Origin of the sequence: Caballeronia choica (assembly GCF_001544535.1) — a bacterium.
Taxonomy (GTDB): Bacteria; Pseudomonadota; Gammaproteobacteria; order Burkholderiales; family Burkholderiaceae; genus Caballeronia; species Caballeronia choica.
Window position 1 is genome coordinate 37,948 of record NZ_FCON02000026.1, and the last position, 21,296, is coordinate 59,243.

10 protein-coding genes and 1 pseudogene are annotated in these 21,296 nt (G+C 67.7%); 2 read left to right on the forward strand and 9 right to left on the reverse strand.

The genetic code is table 11. The annotated features are described in order from the left end of the window. The first annotated feature begins 358 nt into the window (after nucleotides 1-358). On the forward strand, nucleotides 359-1,990 hold the full coding sequence (locus AWB68_RS14325) for an alpha-D-glucose phosphate-specific phosphoglucomutase (RefSeq protein ID WP_087645018.1): 1,632 nt from the start codon (nucleotides 359-361) through the stop codon (nucleotides 1,988-1,990). Between the two features lie 113 nt (nucleotides 1,991-2,103). Then, nucleotides 2,104-2,765 (forward strand): annotated as a pseudogene (locus AWB68_RS14330) (sugar phosphate nucleotidyltransferase); the annotation flags it as partial. On the opposite strand, the gene AWB68_RS46480 reads toward AWB68_RS14330, so the two are convergent. From AWB68_RS46480 to AWB68_RS14370, 9 genes are all read right to left on the reverse strand, one after another. Then, nucleotides 2,758-3,225 carry a hypothetical protein gene (locus tag AWB68_RS46480; protein WP_125482936.1) on the reverse strand — a complete coding sequence of 156 codons (468 nt, stop codon included), beginning with the start codon at nucleotides 3,223-3,225 and terminating at the stop codon, nucleotides 2,758-2,760. The pseudogene AWB68_RS14330 and the gene AWB68_RS46480 sit on opposite strands and share 8 nt — an antisense overlap. 203 nt (nucleotides 3,226-3,428) lie before the next feature. Further along, nucleotides 3,429-4,364 carry a hypothetical protein gene (locus AWB68_RS14335; RefSeq protein WP_125482937.1) on the reverse strand — a complete coding sequence of 312 codons (936 nt, stop codon included), beginning with the start codon at nucleotides 4,362-4,364 and terminating at the stop codon, nucleotides 3,429-3,431. Continuing rightward, entirely contained in the window at nucleotides 4,361-9,256 is a 4,896-nt protein-coding gene (locus AWB68_RS14340; RefSeq protein ID WP_087645020.1) for an eCIS core domain-containing protein, read from the reverse strand. Before AWB68_RS14340 ends, AWB68_RS14335 begins: the two co-directional genes overlap by 4 nt. Before the next feature lie 28 nt (nucleotides 9,257-9,284). Further along, entirely contained in the window at nucleotides 9,285-12,890 is a 3,606-nt protein-coding gene (locus AWB68_RS14345) for a DUF6519 domain-containing protein (RefSeq protein WP_087645021.1), read from the reverse strand. Between the two features lie 60 nt (nucleotides 12,891-12,950). Continuing rightward, nucleotides 12,951-15,161, reverse strand: a complete 2,211-nt coding sequence (locus tag AWB68_RS48205) for a hypothetical protein (RefSeq protein WP_087645022.1) — start codon at nucleotides 15,159-15,161, stop codon at nucleotides 12,951-12,953. After that, nucleotides 15,158-17,980: a putative baseplate assembly protein gene (locus tag AWB68_RS14355; RefSeq protein ID WP_160110014.1), complete on the reverse strand. Its 2,823-nt coding sequence runs from the start codon at nucleotides 17,978-17,980 to the stop codon at nucleotides 15,158-15,160. Before AWB68_RS14355 ends, AWB68_RS48205 begins: the two co-directional genes overlap by 4 nt. Continuing rightward, nucleotides 17,980-20,583: a putative baseplate assembly protein gene (locus AWB68_RS14360; protein ID WP_087645024.1), complete on the reverse strand. Its 2,604-nt coding sequence runs from the start codon at nucleotides 20,581-20,583 to the stop codon at nucleotides 17,980-17,982. The genes AWB68_RS14355 and AWB68_RS14360 overlap by 1 nt, the downstream gene beginning before the upstream one ends. Further along, complete coding sequence (locus AWB68_RS14365; protein ID WP_087645025.1) at nucleotides 20,580-20,942, reverse strand: GPW/gp25 family protein; 363 nt, start codon at nucleotides 20,940-20,942, stop codon at nucleotides 20,580-20,582. Before AWB68_RS14365 ends, AWB68_RS14360 begins: the two co-directional genes overlap by 4 nt. Nucleotides 20,943-20,975: 33 nt before the next feature. Then, entirely contained in the window at nucleotides 20,976-21,296 is a 321-nt protein-coding gene (locus tag AWB68_RS14370) for a hypothetical protein (protein WP_087645026.1), read from the reverse strand.

Consider the following 21,296-nt stretch of genomic DNA (forward strand, 5'->3'; position numbering starts at 1 on the left):
GCTCGCCGGAAGGTGCCCCCGAAGCACGAGCCGTTGGTGGGCACGCTGACCGACGGCGCGCCCTACCCGCTTGGCACGCGTTGGGACGGCGAACACGTGGCGCGTGCTGATTAATAGCACACCATCGGACGCTCATGCCAAGCACATGCACGCAGATACGCAAACGCACTCGCGTGATGCAACCCGTGAGATGATGGTTCCCGCGCACAGCGTGGTACTCACGGTGGACGCACGCTGGCTGACGGACGGAACGCACTGAGACGAACGACAGGGCGAGACAAAACGAAACACAGGCACGGCGGCGCCACATGCGCCCCGACGACAGGCGATAAAGAAAGACGCGGGAAAAGGAGCATACATGGCGACCACGACAATCTCGACACAGCCGATCCCCGGGCAGAAACCAGGCACCTCAGGACTGCGCAAGAAGGTGACGATCTTCAGGGAGCCCAGCTATCTGGAGAATTTCGTGCAGTCGATCTTCGATTCGCTCGAAGGGAGCCAGGGCCAGACGCTCGTGCTGGGCGGCGACGGCCGCTTCCACAATCGCGTCGCGGTGCAGACGATCCTGAAGATGGCGGCCGCGCACGGCTTCGGCCGGGTGATGGTCGGCCGCGGCGGTCTGTTCTCGACGCCGGCGATCAGCTGCGTGATCCGCAAGGCCGGCGCATTCGGCGGGATCGTGCTGTCCGCGAGCCACAACCCCGGCGGCCCGGACGGCGATTTCGGGATCAAGTACAACGTCGGCAACGGCGGCCCCGCGCCCGAGAAGGTCACCGACGCGATCTACGCGAAGACCGGCACGATCCGCGAATACCGGATCAGCGACGCACCGGACGTCGATCTCGACACGATCGGCCGCTACGCGATCGAGAACATGACCATCGACGTGATCGACCCGGTCGCCGACTACGCGGCGCTGATGCAGGACCTGTTCGACTTCGACGCGATCCGCGCGTTGTTCGCGCGCGGCTTCACGATGCGCTTCGACGCGATGAGCGCGATCGGCGGCCCGTACGCGAAGACGATCCTCGAAGGGCTGCTCAGCGCGCCGGCCGGCACGGTCACACACGGCGAGCCGCTCGAGGATTTCGGCGGGCATCATCCGGACCCGAACCCGGTGAACGCGGCCGACCTGATCGCGCATATGAGCGGCGCCGCGGCGCCGGACTTCGGCGCGGCATCGGACGGCGACGCGGATCGCAACATGATCGTCGGCCGCGATTTCTGCGTCGCGCCGTCGGACAGCCTCGCGATCCTCGCGGCGAACGCGACGCTCGCGCCCGGCTATCGGGACGGCCTCGTCGGCATCGCGCGATCGATGCCGACCTCGACCGCCGCGGACCGCGTCGCGGCCGCGCTCGGCATCCGCTGCTACGAGACGCCGACCGGCTGGAAGTTCTTCGGCAACCTGCTCGACGCTGGCATGGCGACGCTGTGCGGCGAGGAAAGCTACGGCACCGGCTCGAACCACATCCGCGAGAAGGACGGGCTGTGGGCGGTGCTGTTCTGGCTGAACATCCTCGCGGCGAACGGCAAGACGGTCGATACGCTCGTGCGCGAGCACTGGGCGCGCTTCGGCCGCAACTACTACTCGCGGCACGACTACGAGGCGATCGACAGCGCCGCGGCCGCCGCGCTGATGGAACATTTGCGCGCGCAACTGCCGTCGCTCGCGGGCCGGGACCTCGACGGCTACACTGTCGCACTCGCCGACGACTTCGAGTACACCGATCCGGTCGACGGGTCGGTGTCGAAGCAGCAAGGCGTGCGGATCGTGTTCGCGGACGGCTCGCGGATCGTGTTCCGGCTGTCCGGTACCGGCACCGAGGGCGCGACACTGCGCCTGTATCTGGAGAGATACGAGGCCGATCTCACGAAGCACGACATTCCCACGCAGACGGCGCTCGCTGACCTGATCGCGATCGCCGGCCGCGTCGCCGACATCGCAGCTCGCACCGGGAGGACCGAGCCGACCGTCGTGACCTGACCGACCGAAACGCATCGAGCCGCGCACGCGTCCATCAGAGCGCCGAATCAGGAGATCGCTATGAACAGAGTCGTCGATAGTCTCGCCGCGCCCGCGAAGTCCGCAACAACACCATCGCCGTGGTCCTCGCCGGCGGGCGCGGCTCGCGCCTGTATCAGTTGACCGACCGCCGCGTGAAGCCCTCGGTCTACTTCGGCGGCAAAGTCCGCCTCGTCGATTTCCAACTGCGTGAACTTCGGCCTGCGCCGCAGCGCCGTGCTGTGCTGACGCAGTACAAGTCGCATTCGCTCCTTCGGCACCTGCAACGCGGCTGGAGCTTCCTGCGCGGCGAGATGAACGAGTTAGTCGACCTGCTGCCCGCGCAGCAGCGCGTCGGCGAGGAGCACTGGTATCGCGGCACCGCCGTCGCGATCTACCAGAACCTCGACATCATCCGATCGTACCGCCCCGAGTACGTACTGGTGCTGGCCGGCGATCACATCCACAAGCAGGACTATTCGCTGGTGCTGCTCGACCACTTGCAGTCCCGCGCTGGCTGCACCGTCGGCTGCATCGAGGTGCCGCGCGCCGAGGCGACCGCCTTCGGCGTGATGGCGATCGACAAGTCGCGCAAGATCAGCGCTTCCGTCGAAAAACCAGCCGAGTGCCCGCGATGCCCGGCAACGACGACGCGTCGCTCGCGTGCATGGGCATCTACGTGTTCGACGCGTAGTATCTGCATCACCTGCTCGAGGGAGCCCTGAAGAGTCCCGACTTCGGCAAGGACGTCATCCCGGGGTAATCGTCCTTTTCGTGCAAAATCTGGCGCTTTGATTCTGAAAATTCCAATGGATCAACAGCTTGCAAAATCGTAGATAGCGCGAAAGGCACCGAACTGCAGAGCCTTGCTGCAGGCGGCTCTGCAGGACGGCACCGCCAGATTTTGCACGAAAAGGACGATCGCCCCTGGGTGGAAAATCCCCTAAACCGATCAAAAGATAGCGCGAGGCCAAATGACCTGCCGACGGCTTATGCATCTTCGAAGGAAATTCATCGGCCATAGGCGACGCTCGCCGTTCAGCCGCCGTGCGGCAGCAGGACGCCTCGTTGCTGTCATTCACGATGCTGTGCGGTCGGATGTCGGCTTCCGGGAACGGCGGATGAATCTTGACGACCCCTTTGCCGACGGTCGCATCGTCGTGGTTCCAACGGCAGGTATTAGGGTGGAACGGCCACACCGAGTCCTTGCCCTTCACCTGTGAAGCCGTCTTCGGAAAGCAGTCGCTGGTGCGTTCGTCTGCCCACGGCGGTTAGGGCCAGTAATGCCGACGTCGGGCGCAGGCTAGTTCGAATGGCTGCTCCGGTTGCAAGGACAGCAAACGACCCTCGACAACCGATCATGCAAGCGGAGCATCCTTCGCGACTAGCGTTGAGATATGGCTACCGCTATCGGGGCCGGTCAGAACGCGCCTTGTTTCACCCAACCCGGTGGCGATGCATCGGGATGGTAATCCTCATCGAGCCGCGCTTCCTTTCCTTCGATGATGGCCCAGCATTCCAGGCCATGCAGCCAGAGTTCGTGCAAATGGTCGCGGGCTTCCTCTTCGACGACAAATGTGTAGGCCACGGATTCGATCGGCTTCTGTGCGCCGAGAATCTGATCGTGCCGCGAGGCGGCCGCCTCGAGCATTTCGAGTTCAGGAACCGGGCGGCCGTTGACCACGAAATCGAGCTTCCGAAGCGCTGGCAGGTAGCGCCCCTTCAGTCCATACCGATAGGGGAACGGTTGCTGAATGAAGCCGCCTGCCGGCGAGATGCCCATCCGCTCATGCCCCGGCCTCGCTTGCTGCAAGGCGGTCTTCGCATCGGCGCCGAGTTCGTGAAACTGCACGACGCTCACGTCGGCGTTTCCCCGCAGCAGCTTCCAGGGACCATATTCCAGCCAGCGGCGCGACACGAGCCGCTCGTGCCCCGCTTCCTTGAATGCGCAGAAGGGGCCATGGGACCAGTGCAGGTCGCCGAATCCGGGTGCGAGGTATTTCTCGCCGAGGCTTCCGTCCTCCCATTCGTCATGGATCGAGCCGGCCGAGACGAGCGTCACGGGCAGCGTCTCGATCATCTTCAGCAGCGCAGCCGGGTCGAATTCGCAGTCGTCCATCGAGATCTTGACGACCCTGTCCCGGTCCATGCTGATCCAGGCGTCATCCCATCGCGCCATGAACTCGACCTTGCACTTCAGGCCGCGCGCGAGCCAGTCCGCCGCCGGCTTCTTCGGCGACGCATCGACGGTGAGTCTGATGGGCTCGCCCTTGCGCGGCAATCCCTGCGTGACGAGTGCTTCGAGAATGGCCGTCAGATCCGGGCCCGCAAGGCCCAGCTCCAATCTGTATTTCATTTGGCTGGTCCCAGGAATTTGAGAAGTTCGCTGGCATTCTTGCCGACATTGCTCTTGGTGAACACCTTCCGCTCGCCGGACTTGTTGAAGACTTCGACGGAGAGGTTACCACTTCTCGACAGTTGGTCGCCTATCCAGTCGGCATTGGCGCTCGCCCCTTCGGGGCTCGTGAAAGTGAGCTTCACTTCCTTCAATGCAACGGGCTGATCCTGAACATTGACCGACGTCCCGCCCATCTTGTTGACCATCGCCATGTTGTCTGCGTGCTGACTCAGGTCGTGCTCGTTCATCCTTCCTTCGCCGGACTTGATCTCGTTGATGGTGCCGACGTTGTGCTCATCGAACTCGACCCGGTCGAGGACGCGGTCCTGCGACGGCGCCGCGCCGCCCTCGCCCTTGCTGGCTTCCACATGCTTCCCCGTGGTCCGCCTGGGCGGCACACCCTGTTCGGGAGCGGCGGCGCCCTCGGCGGGCAACTGGACGTGCTCGGCGGCGCCGCCCTTCGGGTTGTCGGGATCGAGGCTGCGATAGCCGTCGATCCAGGTCTCGGTGAGATTGCCCTTGTCCGACGAGTTCAGATCCTCGGTCATGCGCCGCATCGCGGCATGGCTCTCCTGCGGCGTGAGCGCGTGGCCCTCTGCATTGACGAACATCCGGTCAACGATCTTCTGGCGGAATTTGGCCTTCAGGTTATGGCGAATGGTATCGACCGTGTATGACTTCCCCTTCGGGATGCCGTCGAGCAGCGCCTGCAACTCGCGCCTCACATGGGCGTCGGTGGCGAGCCCCTCCTCCATGAGCATGTCGTAGTAGGGCTTGAAGCTCGAAGTGGAATCGATGTCGGTGAACTTGCTCATGGCCGCATCGAGGGCATCCTCGCGCGCTTGCCCCAGGACCCCCTTGGTACTCGCCATCTTGTCGGAAGGCTTGCCCTCGGCGCTTTCGTTGACCCAATGGCGTGACTCCAGATCGAAGATCTTCGGGTTCTCCGGATCGGTATAGCGCTTGATGAACTCCTCTTCGGTGAATTTCGACTTTTTCGCCAGCCGATAGGCTTGCTTCGCCGCCTCCGTCTGCCGCGCTGTGCGTTCTTCCGGCGTCTCGGGCTTGGGCGCTTCGGCCTGATGTTGCGGCGCGGGCGCCGGTTCAGGGGTCTCGGCGGGCTGCTTTTCGGGTTCGGCGGGTTTGCCTTCGGGCGCTGCCTTTACCTCTCCCTTCGCCTCTCCCTTCGCCTCTCCCTCTGCCTCGGGCGCCAGTTGTTCCGCCTTCTTCTGGGCTTCGGCATGGCCCGCCGACGGTTCCTCGGCCGGCGCACCATGCGGCGTTTCGGCCGAAGGTGCCGCGGGCTTCTGTTCAGCGGGCGCGGCTGGCTGTTGCGTCTGCGGCTCGGGCGCCGCGCCCTCGTGCTTGAGCGGCTCGGCGGGCAGTTCCGCAGGCTTGCCCGCCTGCTGCGCCGGTTGCGCCTGCTGTGCCGGTTGCGAAGGCTGCGCAGGCTCCTGCTTCGGCGGCGCTGCCGGCGGCTCGGGCCGAGCGGCTGGCGCCGCGCCTGCTCCGGGCGCCGCGGCGGCCGCCGGCTGTTTGCCCTTGGCGGGCTCGGGCGTCGACGGAAGCTCGCCCGCCTTCTTCGCGGGAATCTTGCCGAGCGCCTCCTTGAGATAGCTGAGTTCGTCCGGCGTCGACGCGCCGGACTGGATCCGGTTCTCGATCGGGCGCGGATCGCGGGTCTCGCTGAACTGCTGGACCAGATCGATCACGTCTTCGTGAACGCTGAAGTTCTTGCCGGACATCATCCCCGGCGCCGGCAGTTCCGCCAGCCCGTGGACACCCTGCCCAAACGCCACCAGCATGAAGGTTCCGTTGGCCGCTGCCGCCCCCATGATCTGGGCGACCTTGGACTTGTACTCGCGCTCGAGCGTCTTGTACTCGGCGGAGTTCGGATCCATCGAGAGCAGCCGCGGCTTGTACTGGGCTTCGAGGGCATTGAGCTCGTCCTGCACCTGCTGATAGACGACTGCAGCCTGAATGCCGGTCGCGCCGAGGTTGAAGCCGATCTTCGCGAACGCGACGCCTCTCGACAACTGGCGCACCGTGGTGAACGCACCTCGAATCTCCGACAGCCCGACGAGCGAGGTGGCGATCGTCACGAGATTCAGCGCGAGGCGCGAATCCACCTTGATCCGGCCTTCCTTCGCGAACTGCTCTTCCAGCGCGATCCCGGCGCTGATGAGTCCCGAGGCCGCGCCGATCAGCGCAATGCCCGCAACCGCGGTGGCGCCCAGATCCAGCGGCGAGGCGAGGATGAGCGCGATCCCGGCCGCCATGCCGATATAGCCGATGGCCGCTTCGGCCGGCTTCTTCCAGTTGTTGGTGTTGCGCGTGTCCTCGAAGACGCCGTTGGTGAGCAGCAGCTTCACCGCCATGTGGATGGTGCCCTTCGGGTAGTCGTTGTGACTGTGGAAGTGCTCCGCCATGTCCTTGACCGCGTCCAGCTCGGCCTGCTGGTGCGCCCGCGCCTCGTGGCCCTTGCGAATGGGCGTCTCGCCCTCACCAGGATGCCGCGTGTAGTTCTCCTGGTTCAGCGTCGTGTCGTAGAGGATGACCTTGAAGGTCGCCGTCCCCTGTTCGTCATCATCGAGCGTCACGGAGTCTTCGAGTTCGACCATGTACACCCGCATCTGCGGAATGGTCGACGAGTTCTCGCGCGACACGAAGGTCATGCGCACGAAGTACGTTCCCTTCGCCGCCTCGGTCCTGGTCTTGAGTTCCTCCAGCGCCTTCTTCTCGTTTTCGAAGTACTCGGCGTAGTTCTTCGCGTTCTCGGCGGTGAGCTTGCCCTTGCCCTCGAGCGCATGGATGGCACCGATCTGCGTGTCGAGGCTCGTGATCTCGTCATCGAGCGACAGCGCCTTCTGTCCCGGCTTGAGGTGGAGCTTGCCGCTCTCGTCGCGCTCGAACGGGAACTTGTCGTCGTCGCCGACCAACGAGGCGTTGAAGACATCCTTGTCGCGGGTCGCTTCGTTGACGGTGGGCATGAGCACCGGCTTCGGCGTGAACGAAAAGCCGTAGAAATGCGGGCTCTGGATCGTGACCAGCAGTTGATACGTGCCGCCCCCCTTCGGTACATCGACGCTCCAGCTGTCAGCGCCCACGCCGAGGCCGATGTGGAACGGCTTGTCGACGACCGTGTTCTTGAGCGTATCGACGAGGCGCCAGTCGAACTGGCCCCAGTGCGGGAACGCATCCATCCAGCCGAGGGCCTCGCCCTTCCATTTCATGCTGGCTTCCACCGTGGAGCCGGTGATGAACTTGTCGCCCTTCGAGGCATCCAGCGACGGGTCGAGCGCGATCTCGCCGTCCGGATGGATCATCTTGACGGCTTCGCCTTCGGGATTGGTGCCGCCGCCCTGGCCGGGCGTGTCGCCGGTTCCCTGCTCGTTCTGGTGGGCGCCCTTCCACTTCTCCAGGAATTGCTTGAACTTCGACAGGTCCGCGGTCGGCGTCGCGCCGATCGGTATCTTCGGCAGGTTCTCGAAGAGCGTCGGGTTCTGGGCGATGAACTTGAGCAGGTCGAGTTCCGTCAGGTCTTCCGACTTGATAGCGGTGAACATCTCCGGGTACTTCGTGCGAAGCAGCTGAAGCAGGTCACGCGCCTTCCTGAGTTCGGGCGAGTCCTGTTCCTTCTGGCGCGCCTTGCCGCCCGCGGTATCGTCGGACTTCGGCTCGGTGCCGGCGCCGGTGTCGTCGCCGCTCTCGCCCGCGCCGCCGGTGCTTCCCTTGCCGAGCTCGTCGTATACCGTCGCGACCTTCGTCGGACTGAGTTTGGGATGGATCCCGATCGCTGCGAAGTACTTGACGGTATCCTCGTGCAAGCCCGGCTCGATTCGCACCCAGAAGCCCTCGTCGGGCGCGTAGTCAGCCGGAGCCCGCCCGCCGCTCTTTAAGCGCACGTTCTGGGCGTCGGCGCTTTTGTCCGCAAGCTGACGGCCGACGCCGAACACCTGGGCGGCATAGACCTCGTAAACCCATCGGGCCGCCTGCTCCGCGCTTTTGCTCGACAGGTCGGCGGGGTTGAACAGATAGAAGAACGTCTCGCCGTTGGCAACGCGAATCCACACACCAAGCGGCGGCGCCGGAATTTTCGGGGCTTTCGCCGGCGCGGACGGTTCCGACGCCGCCTTGCGCGCGCCGTGCGCGTCGAGCGCGGCGGCCTCGACCTCGGGCTCGCCGCCGTCGAGGTACGCCTGCGCCGCGCGGTCGGCTTCCTCCTCGATGTCGCGCAGCGCGCTTCCGGACGCCGCCTGACGTGCGCCGTCGAAATGCAATGCGCCAAGCGCGGCTACTGTGCTGCCGCGCACGCGCAGCCGTCCGGCGCGCTTCGTGCCGCCCATGGCCTGGGCGACGTGGGCGAACTCGTGCGCGATGATGCGATCGCCCCAGGTCGTGCCGGGAGCGAACGCATGGCGGGCGAAGAGGATCTCGCGGCCATCGGTCAGCGCCAGGGCGCCGCGGGTTTCCGCCATGCGTGCCGCGGCGGCATCGTGGCGGATGCGCACCTTCGAGAAGTCCAGTCCGAAGGCGCGCGACATCTCGGCCGTCACGCGCGCGACGCGCGGAGCGAGCCGCTCGGCCTCCTCGGCCTCCGCGTCGAGGGCGCGTTGTCCGGGCGCAATCGGCACGCGCGCGAGACTGAACGCGGCGCGCGCCGCGCCCGCATTCGCAGCGCCGCCTTCGCACGGCGCGCCCGCCGCGCCGCCCTCACCCGCCGCGCGGCCGGGCCCGGCGCTCGCGGCCGCCCGGCCCTCGACGGCACGCCCGGGCGCCTCGCACTGGCGCGCCTCGGGCGCGCGCCCGGCTTCCCCTTCGGACCGGCTGGCGTGTTCGAACGCTTGCATGGCCGCATCCCGGTGCGATGTGCCCGGCTCAGAACAGTGTGTTCATGAACTCCCAGCTGTTCATCGGCGGCGGCACGGCAGTGCCCAGATTGCGTGCCGGCAGCATGCAGCGCCCGTTCAGCACGTTGCCAGTGATCGCGGCCTTGGGGAACTGCTGGTCCGCCATCGCTATCAGGAGGCCCAGGCCTTCGAGGTTCGCGTTCAACAGCTGGTTGCCGGTCACGGTGGCGATCTTCGTCCCGAGGAGGCAGGTCGTCGACACGAAGAAGGAGAACGTGCCTTGGCCGCGCGCGGCCGCGAGGCGCACGACATTGCCGTTCATCGTCACCGAGCCCTGCAGGGCAGGGTCCGGCGAGCTGAAAATCAGGAGCCCGGCGGTGTCCAGACCGCTCATGTGATTCGCGTCGACGCGCACGTCCGGCGCCGGTCCGGACGCCCCGGCGAAGGGCTGGGCGCCGAGCGTCGTCAGTTGCACCAGGAACTGCCCGATCTCGTTGAGCGAATCCGGAAACTGATAGAGCTGCGAAGCGACCTCGACGGCGCCGATCTTCGCGTTCGGGTCGGGGCTGCCCGCACCCTTGAAATCGATCACGATCTTGCCCGAGGACGGCACGATGCCGCCGAAGGTCTGGTCGTCGGCAATGTTCGCGCCGCCGGCACCGGCGAACACGTCGAAGTTGGTCAGCACCTGATCGTCGTTGATCGAGACATCGAGGACGCGCTGCCCCGGCTTGTTGTCGGCGATCTCCGCGAACTTGAGCCGCACCTGATAGTAGCCCTCGGGCAGATTCGAGAAGGTGTAGCTGAAGCTGCCGAAGCGCTCGCTCTGGTAGAGCGCCTGATCCGACGCGGCGGGCAGCGCGTTGGCGATCGCCGCCGGGTTGGCCGGCCGGTTCAGACTGCCTCCCGATACGGCGACCCCGGCGGCGTTGGCGTCGGGCGTCCACACGTCGCCCGCGCTGTCGGTGAAGCTCTTCGCGCCGGCATAGATGCGCACCGGCGGCGACGCCGCCTTCACGGCGGTGACGGCAATGTCGCCGATGCCCTGCTCAATGGGCAGCGGGTAGGCACAGGCCACGAGGCTGCCTAGCAGCATGGTGGTGTCGTAGGCGAACACGAGCTGGTCCTGCGGATCGACGATCCAGAGCCCGCCGCCGGCATCGACCTGATTGGCCGAGAAGTCCATGGCGCCGGCTTGCGCCAGGATGAGCGCGGCGGTATCCAGCCCCGAGAAATCGTTGTCCCGGATCGAGGCCGACATCAGGCTCGGCGCCAGCACCTGCCCGCCGGCCGCGGCCAGATTCTGGGTCTGCGGCGCGAAGATGGCGAGGGTGCGCAGCCCGTCGATCGCGCGCAGCACGCCGGTGGTCCGCGTGACGGCCGCCAGCGACGCCTGATCGGCGGCTTTCGCGGTCTTTGCGCCCTTTGCATCGGTGTTAGCCGAAGTCGCCACCGCCAGGTCGGCCAGCGGAAACCGGTTGATGCCGCCCGGCAGCCGGATCGGCGGACGCGCCGTCGGCTTCTCCTTGCCGGGCGGATTGAATTGCACGGCGGGCGCCAGCAGGTAGCCCGCGAGGAACGGACCCGCGCCGCTGAAGGTGTTGCCCTCGAGAATCAGGCCGTCGTTGCTGCCGCCGCCGAACACGCCGACACCGAATCCGGCCTTGTTGGGAATGTCCTTGCCGAAGTTGCCGAACTCGAACAGGCAGTCCCTGATGGTCAGCTCAGTGCTGTTGATCGCGCGCACGCCGATCGAAACGACCAGTTGCCCGATGACCGAGCTCACGTCAGGCGGCAGGGCCGCGAGCGGCAATCCCGCGAAGGTCTTCTTGGGCGACACGAAAGGTACTTCGGGAATCTCGATCCGCAGCTTCGAGAGCCGCACATCGCTCGCGCCCACGATGACGATGACGCCGTCCTGAAACGCCCCTTCCGAGCCCTTGCGTACCGACAGGACGACGTCGTCGCCGCAACCCTTGATCGACAGCCCGGAATGGGCCCCGGTCAGCACGATCGGCCCCGTGAGGGGGTACTCCCCCGCCTCGAGGCAAATTGCGCTGCCGCGCTTGCTCTTGAGCCCGTTGATGATCGATTGCAGGCTCGCGTCGCCCTTGAGGTCCGCCGGGCCGATGGTGACGTCGCAACAGCAGCCCGCGCCGCCGCCGGGCAGCGGCGGCCACAAGGTGCGGCAGTCCGAGACGCCGTCCGGAAAGGTCACCACGGCCAGTTGCGCGTAGTGATGGTGAATGCCGCGCGGCGGCGCCGCCACGAGCTTTTCGACCGTGCCGTCGGCGGTGCGCGCGGCGAAGCACCAGAAGTCCCGGGCCGCATAGGTTCCGCCGGGAATCGCGGCGTCGAGCGAGAAGCTGACCAGCACGCCGTTCTCGAGCATCACCTCGGTGCCCGCGGGCGGCAAGGGGATGGTCCCGGCCGGCACCGTCGCCGAGGCCGGACTGTCCAGGTCCCAGTAGACGGTCGCGCCATCGGCGGCCAGGACCTTGCCGGACTGGTCCCAGCGACGGATGCGCGTGTGGCGCGCCGCATCGGTGTTGCCCTGGGCATCGACCGGATAGCTGGCGGGCGAGGCGAGCGGGGTTTGCAGCGTGATGGTGCGCGTCGCGTCCTCGATCGACTTGATCTGGTGGATCTCGCCCGGCCGGCCGTTGAGCTCCTGCCAGTCGTCGGTGATCTCGATCCAGTCGAGCGGATTGAAGCGCAGCACATCGTCGCGGCCGACGCTCTGCACCACCAGCGTATCGGTGGCGGTGATCTGGAGCACGAGGGTGGCGACGGTGGCGTTGTCACGCGACCACTTGAAGCTGGCGCCGCCCGCCTGCGCGCCGTCCTGATGGATCTCGACACGGTAGAGCTGGTTTTCCAGACCCTTGAAGCCGCTTGCCGACGGAATCTGGCAAGGGTCGGTCGGCAGCGGCACGTCGATCGCGTCGTTCGTCAGGCGCGCAGCCGACGGGTGAATCCCGGCCGCGTTCAGGAGAGCGCCAAGGTCCGCGCCGCAGGCCGTGCCCGCGCCGGTGTCCGCCAGCACCTTGACCTGCCAGACGGTCTGCAGGCGTTCGGTGGTATCGACGTTGACCGCCTTCTCGACGAGATCGGGCGCCTGCAGATGGGTCAGCTCGCGCTGCCAGACATCGACGTACACGATGTGGGGCCCGGGTGTCGTCGGCAGCGCGGCCTGCATCGGTGCGAAGTAGTACGGCTGCTGGTCGTACGGCACGTCGGTGGTGCCGGTGAGCTCGTCGAGCACCGGGTCCCACAGCCGCGCGGGCGCCGTCGGCGCGCTCTGGCTGCCGTCGGTCCATTTCAGCGGACTCGGCGCCGGCAGGCCATGGTTCTCGGCGAGCAGGCCGTCCACGTACATGCGCCCGCGCCCGATCGTCAGCGTGAAGGCGCCCGACGCACTCGCCGACGGCGTGATGTCGAACCCGTTGGGCGTCGTGGCGCGCGGCACGGCCGCGGTGCCGAGCATGTCGGCGGTCCCGGTCCGGATGCGGCGCATGACCTCCGCGACCCATTCGTTCCAGTCCTCGTCGAGTTGCACGCGTCCCTGCTGCATGACGACGCCGGCGTAGTCGTTCCAGGGGTCGAAGGTGAAGCGGCTAGCATCGAAGCTCATGACAGTTCCTCTCAACGCTCACAGGCGGCGCGCCGCACATCGTCGGGCCGGGCGATCGCCTCATGTCTCATAGAAGATTCCGGCCGCGAGCCCCACACGCAGGTACTCGACGAGTCGCACGCGCAGGTTGGCCTCGCGCTGCGGCTGATAAAGCTGATGGAAGGCGCCCATCTCGCCTTCGTCGCTCGCGCCGCGGCGGATCGCATCGGCGGTGACGGGCTCCATCTGGGCATAGCCGGGCGTGCCGAAGCGCAGGCTGGTGAAGCGCGGACCGAGACAGACCGGGAGCCCTTCGTTCGCCACGACGCAATGCGCCGCGACATTCTCGCCGGGCAGCGGCGGCTGGCAGCGATAGCGCGACGGCACGCGCGACGTGACGGGCAGGTAGGTGAAGCGCACGCAGCCGAGCTGGCGGCGCTCGGCGAGCACGGGTGCCGTCCAGGTGTCGGCGGGGGACAGCGCGGCGAGCAGCACCGAGTTCGATATCCGCTTCATGACCTTCGCATTGATCTTCCCGATGACGGTCACCGCGTCCAGGCTCAGAGTGCCGCCGGCGGAAGCCGCATCGAGGCCCGCATAGGCCACGCTGGTGAACACGGTCGCATCGATGATGCTGTCGCTCGCCGTGGTGCTCGTGGACGGGTCCGAGCGGATGGCGCCCGAGATCGATTGCGCGAGGGTCAGCGCCGTGTCCGGCAGCTCGACCACCAGCGAAGCCGCCGCAGGATCGGTCGGCTGGTTGTTGCGGTCGATCGCGCCGCCGGGCACCAGCGTGCAGTGCGTGATCCTGAGCGCGCTCAGCTGGTTCGGCCGACCGCTCGCGTCGGGCGCGGCCGGCACCCGGATCGGGGCTTGCGCGATCTGCAGGCCGTTGAGCGCGACCGTCGTGTGAGCCGCGCCGCGCACGTCGAGTCCGGCTTGCAGCAGCAGTGTCGGCATGAAGCCGTCGGCGGCGCGCAGTTCGAGCGTCGCGTTGGCGACCGAGGCGTCGATGGACAGCGCCTCCGCATAGGTGCCGTTGTCCGCGATCTCGACGACGCCCGCGCCGCCCAGCGCGTTCAACGCGCCCTGGATCGTCGGCTGGTCGGCCGGCACGCGCTGCACCGGACCGCCCGCGTTCGGCGCCACCGCGAAGCTCGCCGCGCGGGCATATTCGCCGCCGCCCATGGCCGCGCTGAAGCCGCGATGGAAGCTGACCGTGACCGCGTCGCCCGCCCCCGGCGCGATGCTGGTCGGCAGCACGAGCCGGCCCGAGCGCGGATCGATCACGATCTTCCCGTCGCCGGGCTGGCTGAGCCAGGCGGGCGCATCGTCCTTCAGGTTGCAGACCCGCACCTCGGCCGGATCGACGGCGGCTCCGTTGACCAGCACCTGCACGCTCTGGCCGTAGTAGTCGGGCAGATGGGCGTCCATGACGCGCAGGCCGATCGGATCGGGCACGTCGATCGGCCGCGCCAGATGCGTGACCGGCTCCTCGGTCTGCGGATTGTTGAACAGCGGCATGTCGTTGCCGAGCGGACTCATCCAGAAGCGCCACGGCGCCGCCGGATCGGCACGCGGCACGACCGCGGTGGCCGCGAACGGGTTCAGCCGCCAGAGGAAAATGCCGATGTTCGGGATGTTGAAGCGTCCGCGCCCGCTCGCGATGCGGCGCACGTCCACCGTGTGCGAAAGCGTGTCGAACGCGCCGCCGATGTAGTAGAGCGGCTCCCATTGGCGCATGTCCGGCGCGTAGAGGCACTGCGGGCGCAAGTGATTCAGGTGCTGGGTGTCGCCCAGGCGCTGGAAGAACTCGACCGCGCAGGCGCCCCAGCCGGTGACGTCGCGCGCGAGCTCTTCGAGCATGGCGGCGGTCCCCTTGCGCCGGCGAAACGAGATCGTGTGCCCGACTTCGGCCCGCGTGCTCGACACGTCCGGCGCGACCGCATGCACGCCCTGGTAGCCGATCACGTCGCCGATGTATGGGATCACCCAGTTCGCGCAGGTTTCGATGAACTGGTCGTCGTAGCGCTGCCTGAGGTTCTCCTCGATCACCAGCACCTGCTCGCCGATGACCGCGAGCAGCGACGCGAGCGGCCCGCGATCGCGCTTGGCGACGAGGTAGTCGAGGCGCGCCTGCTGCATCAGATCGGGATTGACGACGGCGAGCAGTGCCGTGAGCTCGGCCTGCTCCGCCGCCGTGAGCAGCGCGACGCCCGCGACGAGTCCGCTGTCGCGCGAGCGGAACCAGGCCGGGAGCAGCTCGAAGACTTGATCGACGGGCAGTGTCATGGCAGCGCTCCGAACGCGAGAGGCGCGGGGTCGAGGGTCAGGATTTCGTCGGCGTCCGCGGTGATCTGGAACGGCCGCCCGAACTGCAACCGCGGCAGCCAGCCGGTCGCCGCACCCAGGCGGCGAAGCTGCCGCACTTCGAGCGCGACCACGCCGGGGATCGGCTGCACCAGCGCATCGATCTCGTCGATCGACACCGGCTGGCCGAAGCTCCGGTTCGCGAACGAATAGCGGCTGCGCAGCGCCGCTTCGACCGCGGCCTGCACGGCCGCCGCATCGGCGTCGGCGGCGATCTTCAGGGCGATCCGCATCGTGAAGGTGGCCGGCGCGTACGAGCTGAGCGTGATCGGCACGAACGGATCGCCATAGGTGCGCAGCGACTGGAGCAGATGTCCATACGTATCGCTGTCCGGATCGACCGTCGCGCCGTTCACGCCGGCGATGGTGATGGCGATGCCCTTGCCCGGGCCATTCGGCGTCCAGCTTGCGAGCGCCTTGGCGACCCCGGCGAACGAGGCCGCGTAGTTCCGGTAGTCCAGCAAGGAGACCGCCCGATCGAGAGTCAAAGCGGTGAGCGGCACGTTCTGGCGCGCATCGGCGATCGACTGCGGGTCCTGGCCGCCGCTCGCCGCCTCGGGATTGGTGACGCCGGTCACGCCGAGCGGGCGGTCGATCAGGTTCGAGATCGCGCCGGCCGCGACGTTGCCCGCGACGCCGAGGCCCACCCGGAACGACGCGCGCACGTTGTTCTGCCCGCTCGGCAGCCGCGCCCCTTCGACGCCATCGCCGAACACCACGGTGGTCGATCCGTCGTCGTTCACGGGCGCGCTGTAGGCGCGAGCGGTGGGCGCCGCGCCGTAGAGGCTCGCGACCGGCGTCCAGAGCAGGTCGTCGACCCGCACCTGCAAGGTCGAGACCGCGCCGGACGGCGTGCTCGCGCTGAGGTAGGTGAGCGGCGAGGACGCGAGCGTGAAGCGCTGGTTGGGCGTGGACGCCGAACCCGAGCCGAGGATCGCGGTGGTCGAAGCGCCTTGCGTGGCCATGGCGACATTGGCATTCACCGTCACCGTGGCGCGGTCGTAGCAATAGCCGAGGTTCCTGGCCAGCGCGACGGTGGTCCGGTCCCGGTCGGTCGTGACCGCGGCCGCGCCCGTGGCGATCAGCGCGATCTCCTGCACCATCGGGTCCTTCTTGTCGGCGGGAACCCGTTCGAGCGAGGCCGAGGACACGGAAGGCGCGGACGTCCCGCTGTCGGTGAGCACGCCTCGGGTTCCGTCGCGGTCCTCGGCCTCGACGATGAGCGCAAGGCTCGCCGCGCCGGGCGTCAGCGCGGCGCCGAAACCGGCGGGATCGAGCGCAGCCGGCGTGCCCGCGTCGAGGTAATCGACCGGCGCCGCGACGGTCAGGATGTCGTAGGGCGCGAGCGTGCGGACCGCGCCCGTGTCCGTGACCAGCTGCACGCCGGTGACGCCTGCGCGGATGCGGATCTTCTGGCGCTGGCCCTGGATCGCCAGCGCCTGCTCCGGCGCGAGGCCATCGACACGCGTCTGAAACGCGAGCGATGCGCCGTAGAGCGGATCGAAGAGCGGCTGCGGCGCCACCGCGAGCAGTTCGCTCTGCGCGAACGCGGCCGTCGAAGGCAACACGAAATCGGAGAAGAACGCAGTGGTGTCGGGCGCCACCGAAGTGATCTTGGCCGAGAGGCCGAAGTTGCTGCGCGCGACCTGCGCGACCGCCTGCGCGAAATACAGCATGACGCGGCCCTGCAGCGAACGGCTGGCGCTGAAGGTTTCGGCGTTTTCGAGCAGGACCCAGCTTCCCTGCGTGACCTTGGGATAGGCGCTGTCGAGGTCGATGGTCGAGCCCAGCTTGAAGTTCGCCCACGTCCAGACGGGAGGCGTCGAACCGTCGGAAACCAGTTGATGCGTGATGGGCGTGGGCTTTCCGGCGGCGTCCGTGGTCGCGAGCAGGTTGGGATCGACGGCGTTGTAGCCGAACAGCGCGGCCCGCTGGCGGAACACGAAGCACTTGGGATCGAGCTGCGTCGGTCCGACCGTTCCGCTCGGCGCGCCCAGTCCTTCGTTCCACGCGATGAAGGTGCGAGCGTTGACGGGATCGGCGGCGACCGTGGTGACGACGCGCGCGTCCCAGTTCTCGTTGTTCGGGTGGCCGATCCGCTCGGCGCCCACGATCAGGATCACGTCGCCGGGGTTGACCTGGGTCGAGATGCCGGCGAGATAGAGGCTGGTGTCGCCGCGCGCGGGCTGCCAGCCCTGGCTGGTTTGCGCGGCCAGTGCCGACCACTCGGGCCGCGCGGCCAGGTCCGCGATGGTCTCGAAGGTCTGCGCCTTCTGGCCGGGCCCCGGCACGCTTTGCACCTGCGTGCCGGACGGAATCACGATGGCCGCTGCCTGCGGCTTGAGCGAAAACGCAAGCCGGGCCTGCGCCGCGACACCGGGATTGAGCCGATAGCCGACCAGCGCGCCGAGCTCCAGCACCGAGCGGCGCTGCTGCGCGGTGCGCAGATAACTCTCGTTGGCGAGCCGCTCCTGATAGAACGTCAACACATCGAACATCACAGCGGCCGAGTCGAGCAGCGCCATGCTGAAGTCGTCGCTCTGTCGCGAGCTGAGCCGTGCGAGCGCCGGATAGTCCGAGCTCGACAGCCGTGCCTGCATGCTCGCGAGAAAGCGCCCATGGTCGCCGACGCGGTAAGCGATCTCCGACAGGCCCGCGCGATTGACCACCGGTTCGGGCGTCTCCTGCGCGATGCCCGCGCAGCAGCCGCAAGTGCATTGGGCGGTTCCCAGGCATCCCATCATTTGCCTCCGCACATTTCGAGCGTGAGAACGCCGTTCTCGGGGAAGTTCGGATCATTGTCGAGGCGCGCGATCTCCAGACGGCCGAGTGTCATCTCGCCGCGCGCCAGATACTGGCCGTCGTCGATTCCCTGGCGCTGGAAGGTCGTGACCCGCACCGAGGCCACGCCGGGCACGCTGCGCGCCGCCGCGTAGATCGGGCTCAGGTAGACCGTTTGTCCGAAGCTGAAGTTGTCGGGATCGAAGAGGCCGCGACGGCCGTCGGGGAGCGGCCGCGCGCCGAGCGCATCCATCAGCGCCGCTTCGACGTCGCTGCGGAAATAGTCGGGCTCGACGCAGACCAGAAGACCGAGTTCGAGAGAGACATAGACCGGCGCTTCGAGCTGCAGGTCGTAGCCCGCCATGCGGTAAGACTCGAGATAGGCGCCAAGGCCGGACAGGAGCGACGGCGACGGCGCGCCGCCGCCGACCGGATCGATCGTGATGAACACCGTGTACCACGAGCCGGTCCAGCGGAACGTCGCGGCGGCGCGCTGGACACCGGGATACATGCCCGCGCGGGCCTCGTAGTCCGCCGCCGTCACGCAGCGCTCCTGCGTCCGGTACGCCTCGGGGGCGCGGCGCCTGATCTGGTCCGCGCTCTCCGGGTCCTCTCCCCCGCTCGCGGGCAGCGGATTGACGACGCCGGTGATCCGCGCATCGGATGCCAGCACATGGAAAAGCGTCGCGGCGCCCACGTTGCCCATGCTGCCGTTGCCGACCCGGTAGCCGGCGGTGAACCGGGCGCCGGAGGGCGGACGGCGGCCGTTGGTGTCGTCGCCGAAGCGCAAGGTCGCGCTGCCGTCGTATTCGGTCTCGACGACGAAGTCGGTGGCCTGCGCGCTGCTTTCCAGCAGGTCGGGCTCCGGTTCCCAGGCGATGTGCTCGGTGCCGAGCGACTCGTCTAGCGCGATCGCGGGGCGGGCGTCGTGCGCGCTCCAGGTCATCGCCGCGCTGGCCGGCAGCCCCGCGTGGAGTCGCCAGACTTTCGTGAGCGCATCGACATCGACTGCGAGCGGCGCGGCCTGGGTGAGCGGCGCATTCGCGAGCACGGGCGAGAAGCGCGGCGGCAGCATCGCCGGCGTCACCGGCGCGCAGCGGTCGCCGCCGCCTTGCGCAAGGGCGAGCGTGGGCTCGGGCACGATCCCGAGGTCCTCGCCCTCGATGCTGCGGCCATGATCGGCCAGCACGATGTTGCCGAGCGCGATACTGACATTGGCGAGCGGCACCGCGCCGTGCGCGGCGTCGGTCACCGACGACAGGCAAAGCGGAAACGGCAGCGCATCCTCCGCCTGCCACTGGATCTCGGTGATCTGATTGAAGCTGCCATCGCCGTTCGGCAGCGGATCGACGAGCGGATTGCCGCTGCCGTCCGCGGCGTTCACCGCCGAGAGACGCACGGCGCACCGATGGGCGGGGTCCGCGTCGGCGCGCTCGCCCGTGTCCGGGCCCAGCACTTCCTGGAACAGCAGGATGTCGCCCGCTTGCAGATTCGGCAGATGCCCGGCGAGCGTCGCCGACACCGTGCCGGCCGGCCGGCAGCAGCGTGCGTCGCTCCAGCAGTAGAAATCGATCGCGTTGTGGGCCGTGTAGAGCGTCGCGTCGGTCATCGGCTCGAATACCTGCGCGCCGCTCTCGTCGGCCAGTTGCAGTTCGTGCGAACCCGCCGTGAGGACGGGCGGCAGGCCGGGCACGCGCGTGTAGAAGCGGGTGCCGGCGCGCGCGAGCGGCACGCCATCGCCGTTGACCTGCACCTGGACCCAGGTGCGCGCGTTGCAACCGTCGCTGAGGCGATAGTCGACGAGCATCGCATGGCGGCGCAGCGACACACGCTTTCTCGCGGTATCGAGGTAGGCCTCGGTGGCGATCGCGTCCTGCTCATAGCTGAGGTAATCGCCGACGTAGGCCAGCAGCTCGGCGAGCGTGATGCCCGCGTCGGCTGCGTTGGTCGCCGTCCATTGGGGCGAGACCTGTGCGATCCGATCGAGGATCAACGTGCGAAAGCTCGGATAGTCCTTGGCGAGGTAGTTGATCTGCGGCGCCGTCTCGACCGGTGCCTGACAGACGACGCTCGGCTGGCAGTCGAAAGACGACGGGCATTCGACCTTGAAGCTGAAATCGACCGTGCAAAGCCGCGGATCGAATCCGGCGGGCGGCGCATCATCGCCGCCTTGCACCGAACCGACCAGCGTGAGCGTGTAGACCGAGTGGTCGCCGTTGCTGCCGGTGCGCACGAGCAGGATGTGCGCCGCGTCGGGGAGTCCGATGAAGTAGCTGCGCTCCGGGTCCACCACGCTCGCCGGGGGATTGCTCGCCGGCGCGACCCAGCTCACGGGAATGTCGCGGATGCGCGCGCCGCCGGTTATCAGGATGTTGTCGCGGGTGAGCGGCGGCGCGTTCAGCAGCAGATGCACCAGCAGCGTCTTTTGCGGCGGACTGCCGGCGGGCGCGTCGTGATCGAGCACCTCCAGATAGTCGATGCCGTTGATCGGCGGCGCACCGCCCTTCTCGTTGAAGGTGGCGACGAGATCGCGCCGCAGCGTGTCGCAGCAGTCGTAGCTCATGCCGACGCTCCGGTGGTGAAGGTCTGGACTTCGCGCGCCTGGGTGTCACGCACGACGTACTGCACGCTCACCGCGAGCGTCGCCTCGAGCGCGTCGACGGCGACGCCTTCGACCACGATCAGGTCACCGAGCCATTTCTGCAGCGCGCCCTGCACCAGGAATTGCAGCGCGGCCGCCGCCGAGTCGCTGTTCGGCGCGAAGACCTGCTGCAAGAGCCCGCAGCCAAAATCCGGACGGTTGACCCGCTCGCCCGGCGAGGTGAACAGCACGAGTTCGATCAGTCCCCTGATGTAGTCGGCGTCCACCGCCTGCGCGGTCCGGCCGCAGCCGTCGAACTGGTACGGGAATCCGAGGTTCATGGCGGTCCTTCCTCAGGTCGGCTCATTGGGTGATCAGGTGGCGATCGCGCGCGCCTGCGCGGAGACCGGCACGAGCGGCGTCCCGGTGGGCACGCACACCGATACGCCGGACAGGATCGCGAGGGGTTGCCCGAGCGAAGTGACTCGCACCGCGCCCACGAGCCACTGACCGGTCACGCACGGGCCGTTGCCCGCGGGCGGGGCGAAGGCGCAGCCGGCGACGGAGTACGGCGCCGCGATGGTGGCCACAGGCATGCCGCTCACCGTGACGCGCGGGCTCGGCGCGGTCGGCATCGCCTGTCCGCCATGCGCGCACAGCACGACGGCGCCGGAGTGGAGGATCGGCCCGGGCAT

What these genes read in the sequence shown, in the direction of transcription:
- AWB68_RS14325 (WP_087645018.1), top strand. Translation starts at nt 359, where the DNA reads ATGGCGACCACGACAATCTCGACACAGCCGATCCCCGGGCAGAAACCA.
- AWB68_RS14335 (WP_125482937.1), bottom strand. Translation starts at nt 4,364, where the DNA reads ATGAAATACAGATTGGAGCTGGGCCTTGCGGGCCCGGATCTGACGGCC.
- AWB68_RS14340 (WP_087645020.1), bottom strand. Translation starts at nt 9,256, where the DNA reads ATGCAAGCGTTCGAACACGCCAGCCGGTCCGAAGGGGAAGCCGGGCGC.
- AWB68_RS14345 (WP_087645021.1), bottom strand. Translation starts at nt 12,890, where the DNA reads ATGAGCTTCGATGCTAGCCGCTTCACCTTCGACCCCTGGAACGACTAC.
- AWB68_RS48205 (WP_087645022.1), bottom strand. Translation starts at nt 15,161, where the DNA reads ATGACACTGCCCGTCGATCAAGTCTTCGAGCTGCTCCCGGCCTGGTTC.
- AWB68_RS14355 (WP_160110014.1), bottom strand. Translation starts at nt 17,980, where the DNA reads ATGGGATGCCTGGGAACCGCCCAATGCACTTGCGGCTGCTGCGCGGGC.
- AWB68_RS14360 (WP_087645024.1), bottom strand. Translation starts at nt 20,583, where the DNA reads ATGAGCTACGACTGCTGCGACACGCTGCGGCGCGATCTCGTCGCCACC.
- AWB68_RS14365 (WP_087645025.1), bottom strand. Translation starts at nt 20,942, where the DNA reads ATGAACCTCGGATTCCCGTACCAGTTCGACGGCTGCGGCCGGACCGCG.
- AWB68_RS14370 (WP_087645026.1), bottom strand. Translation starts at nt 21,296, where the DNA reads ATGCCCGGGCCGATCCTCCACTCCGGCGCCGTCGTGCTGTGCGCGCAT.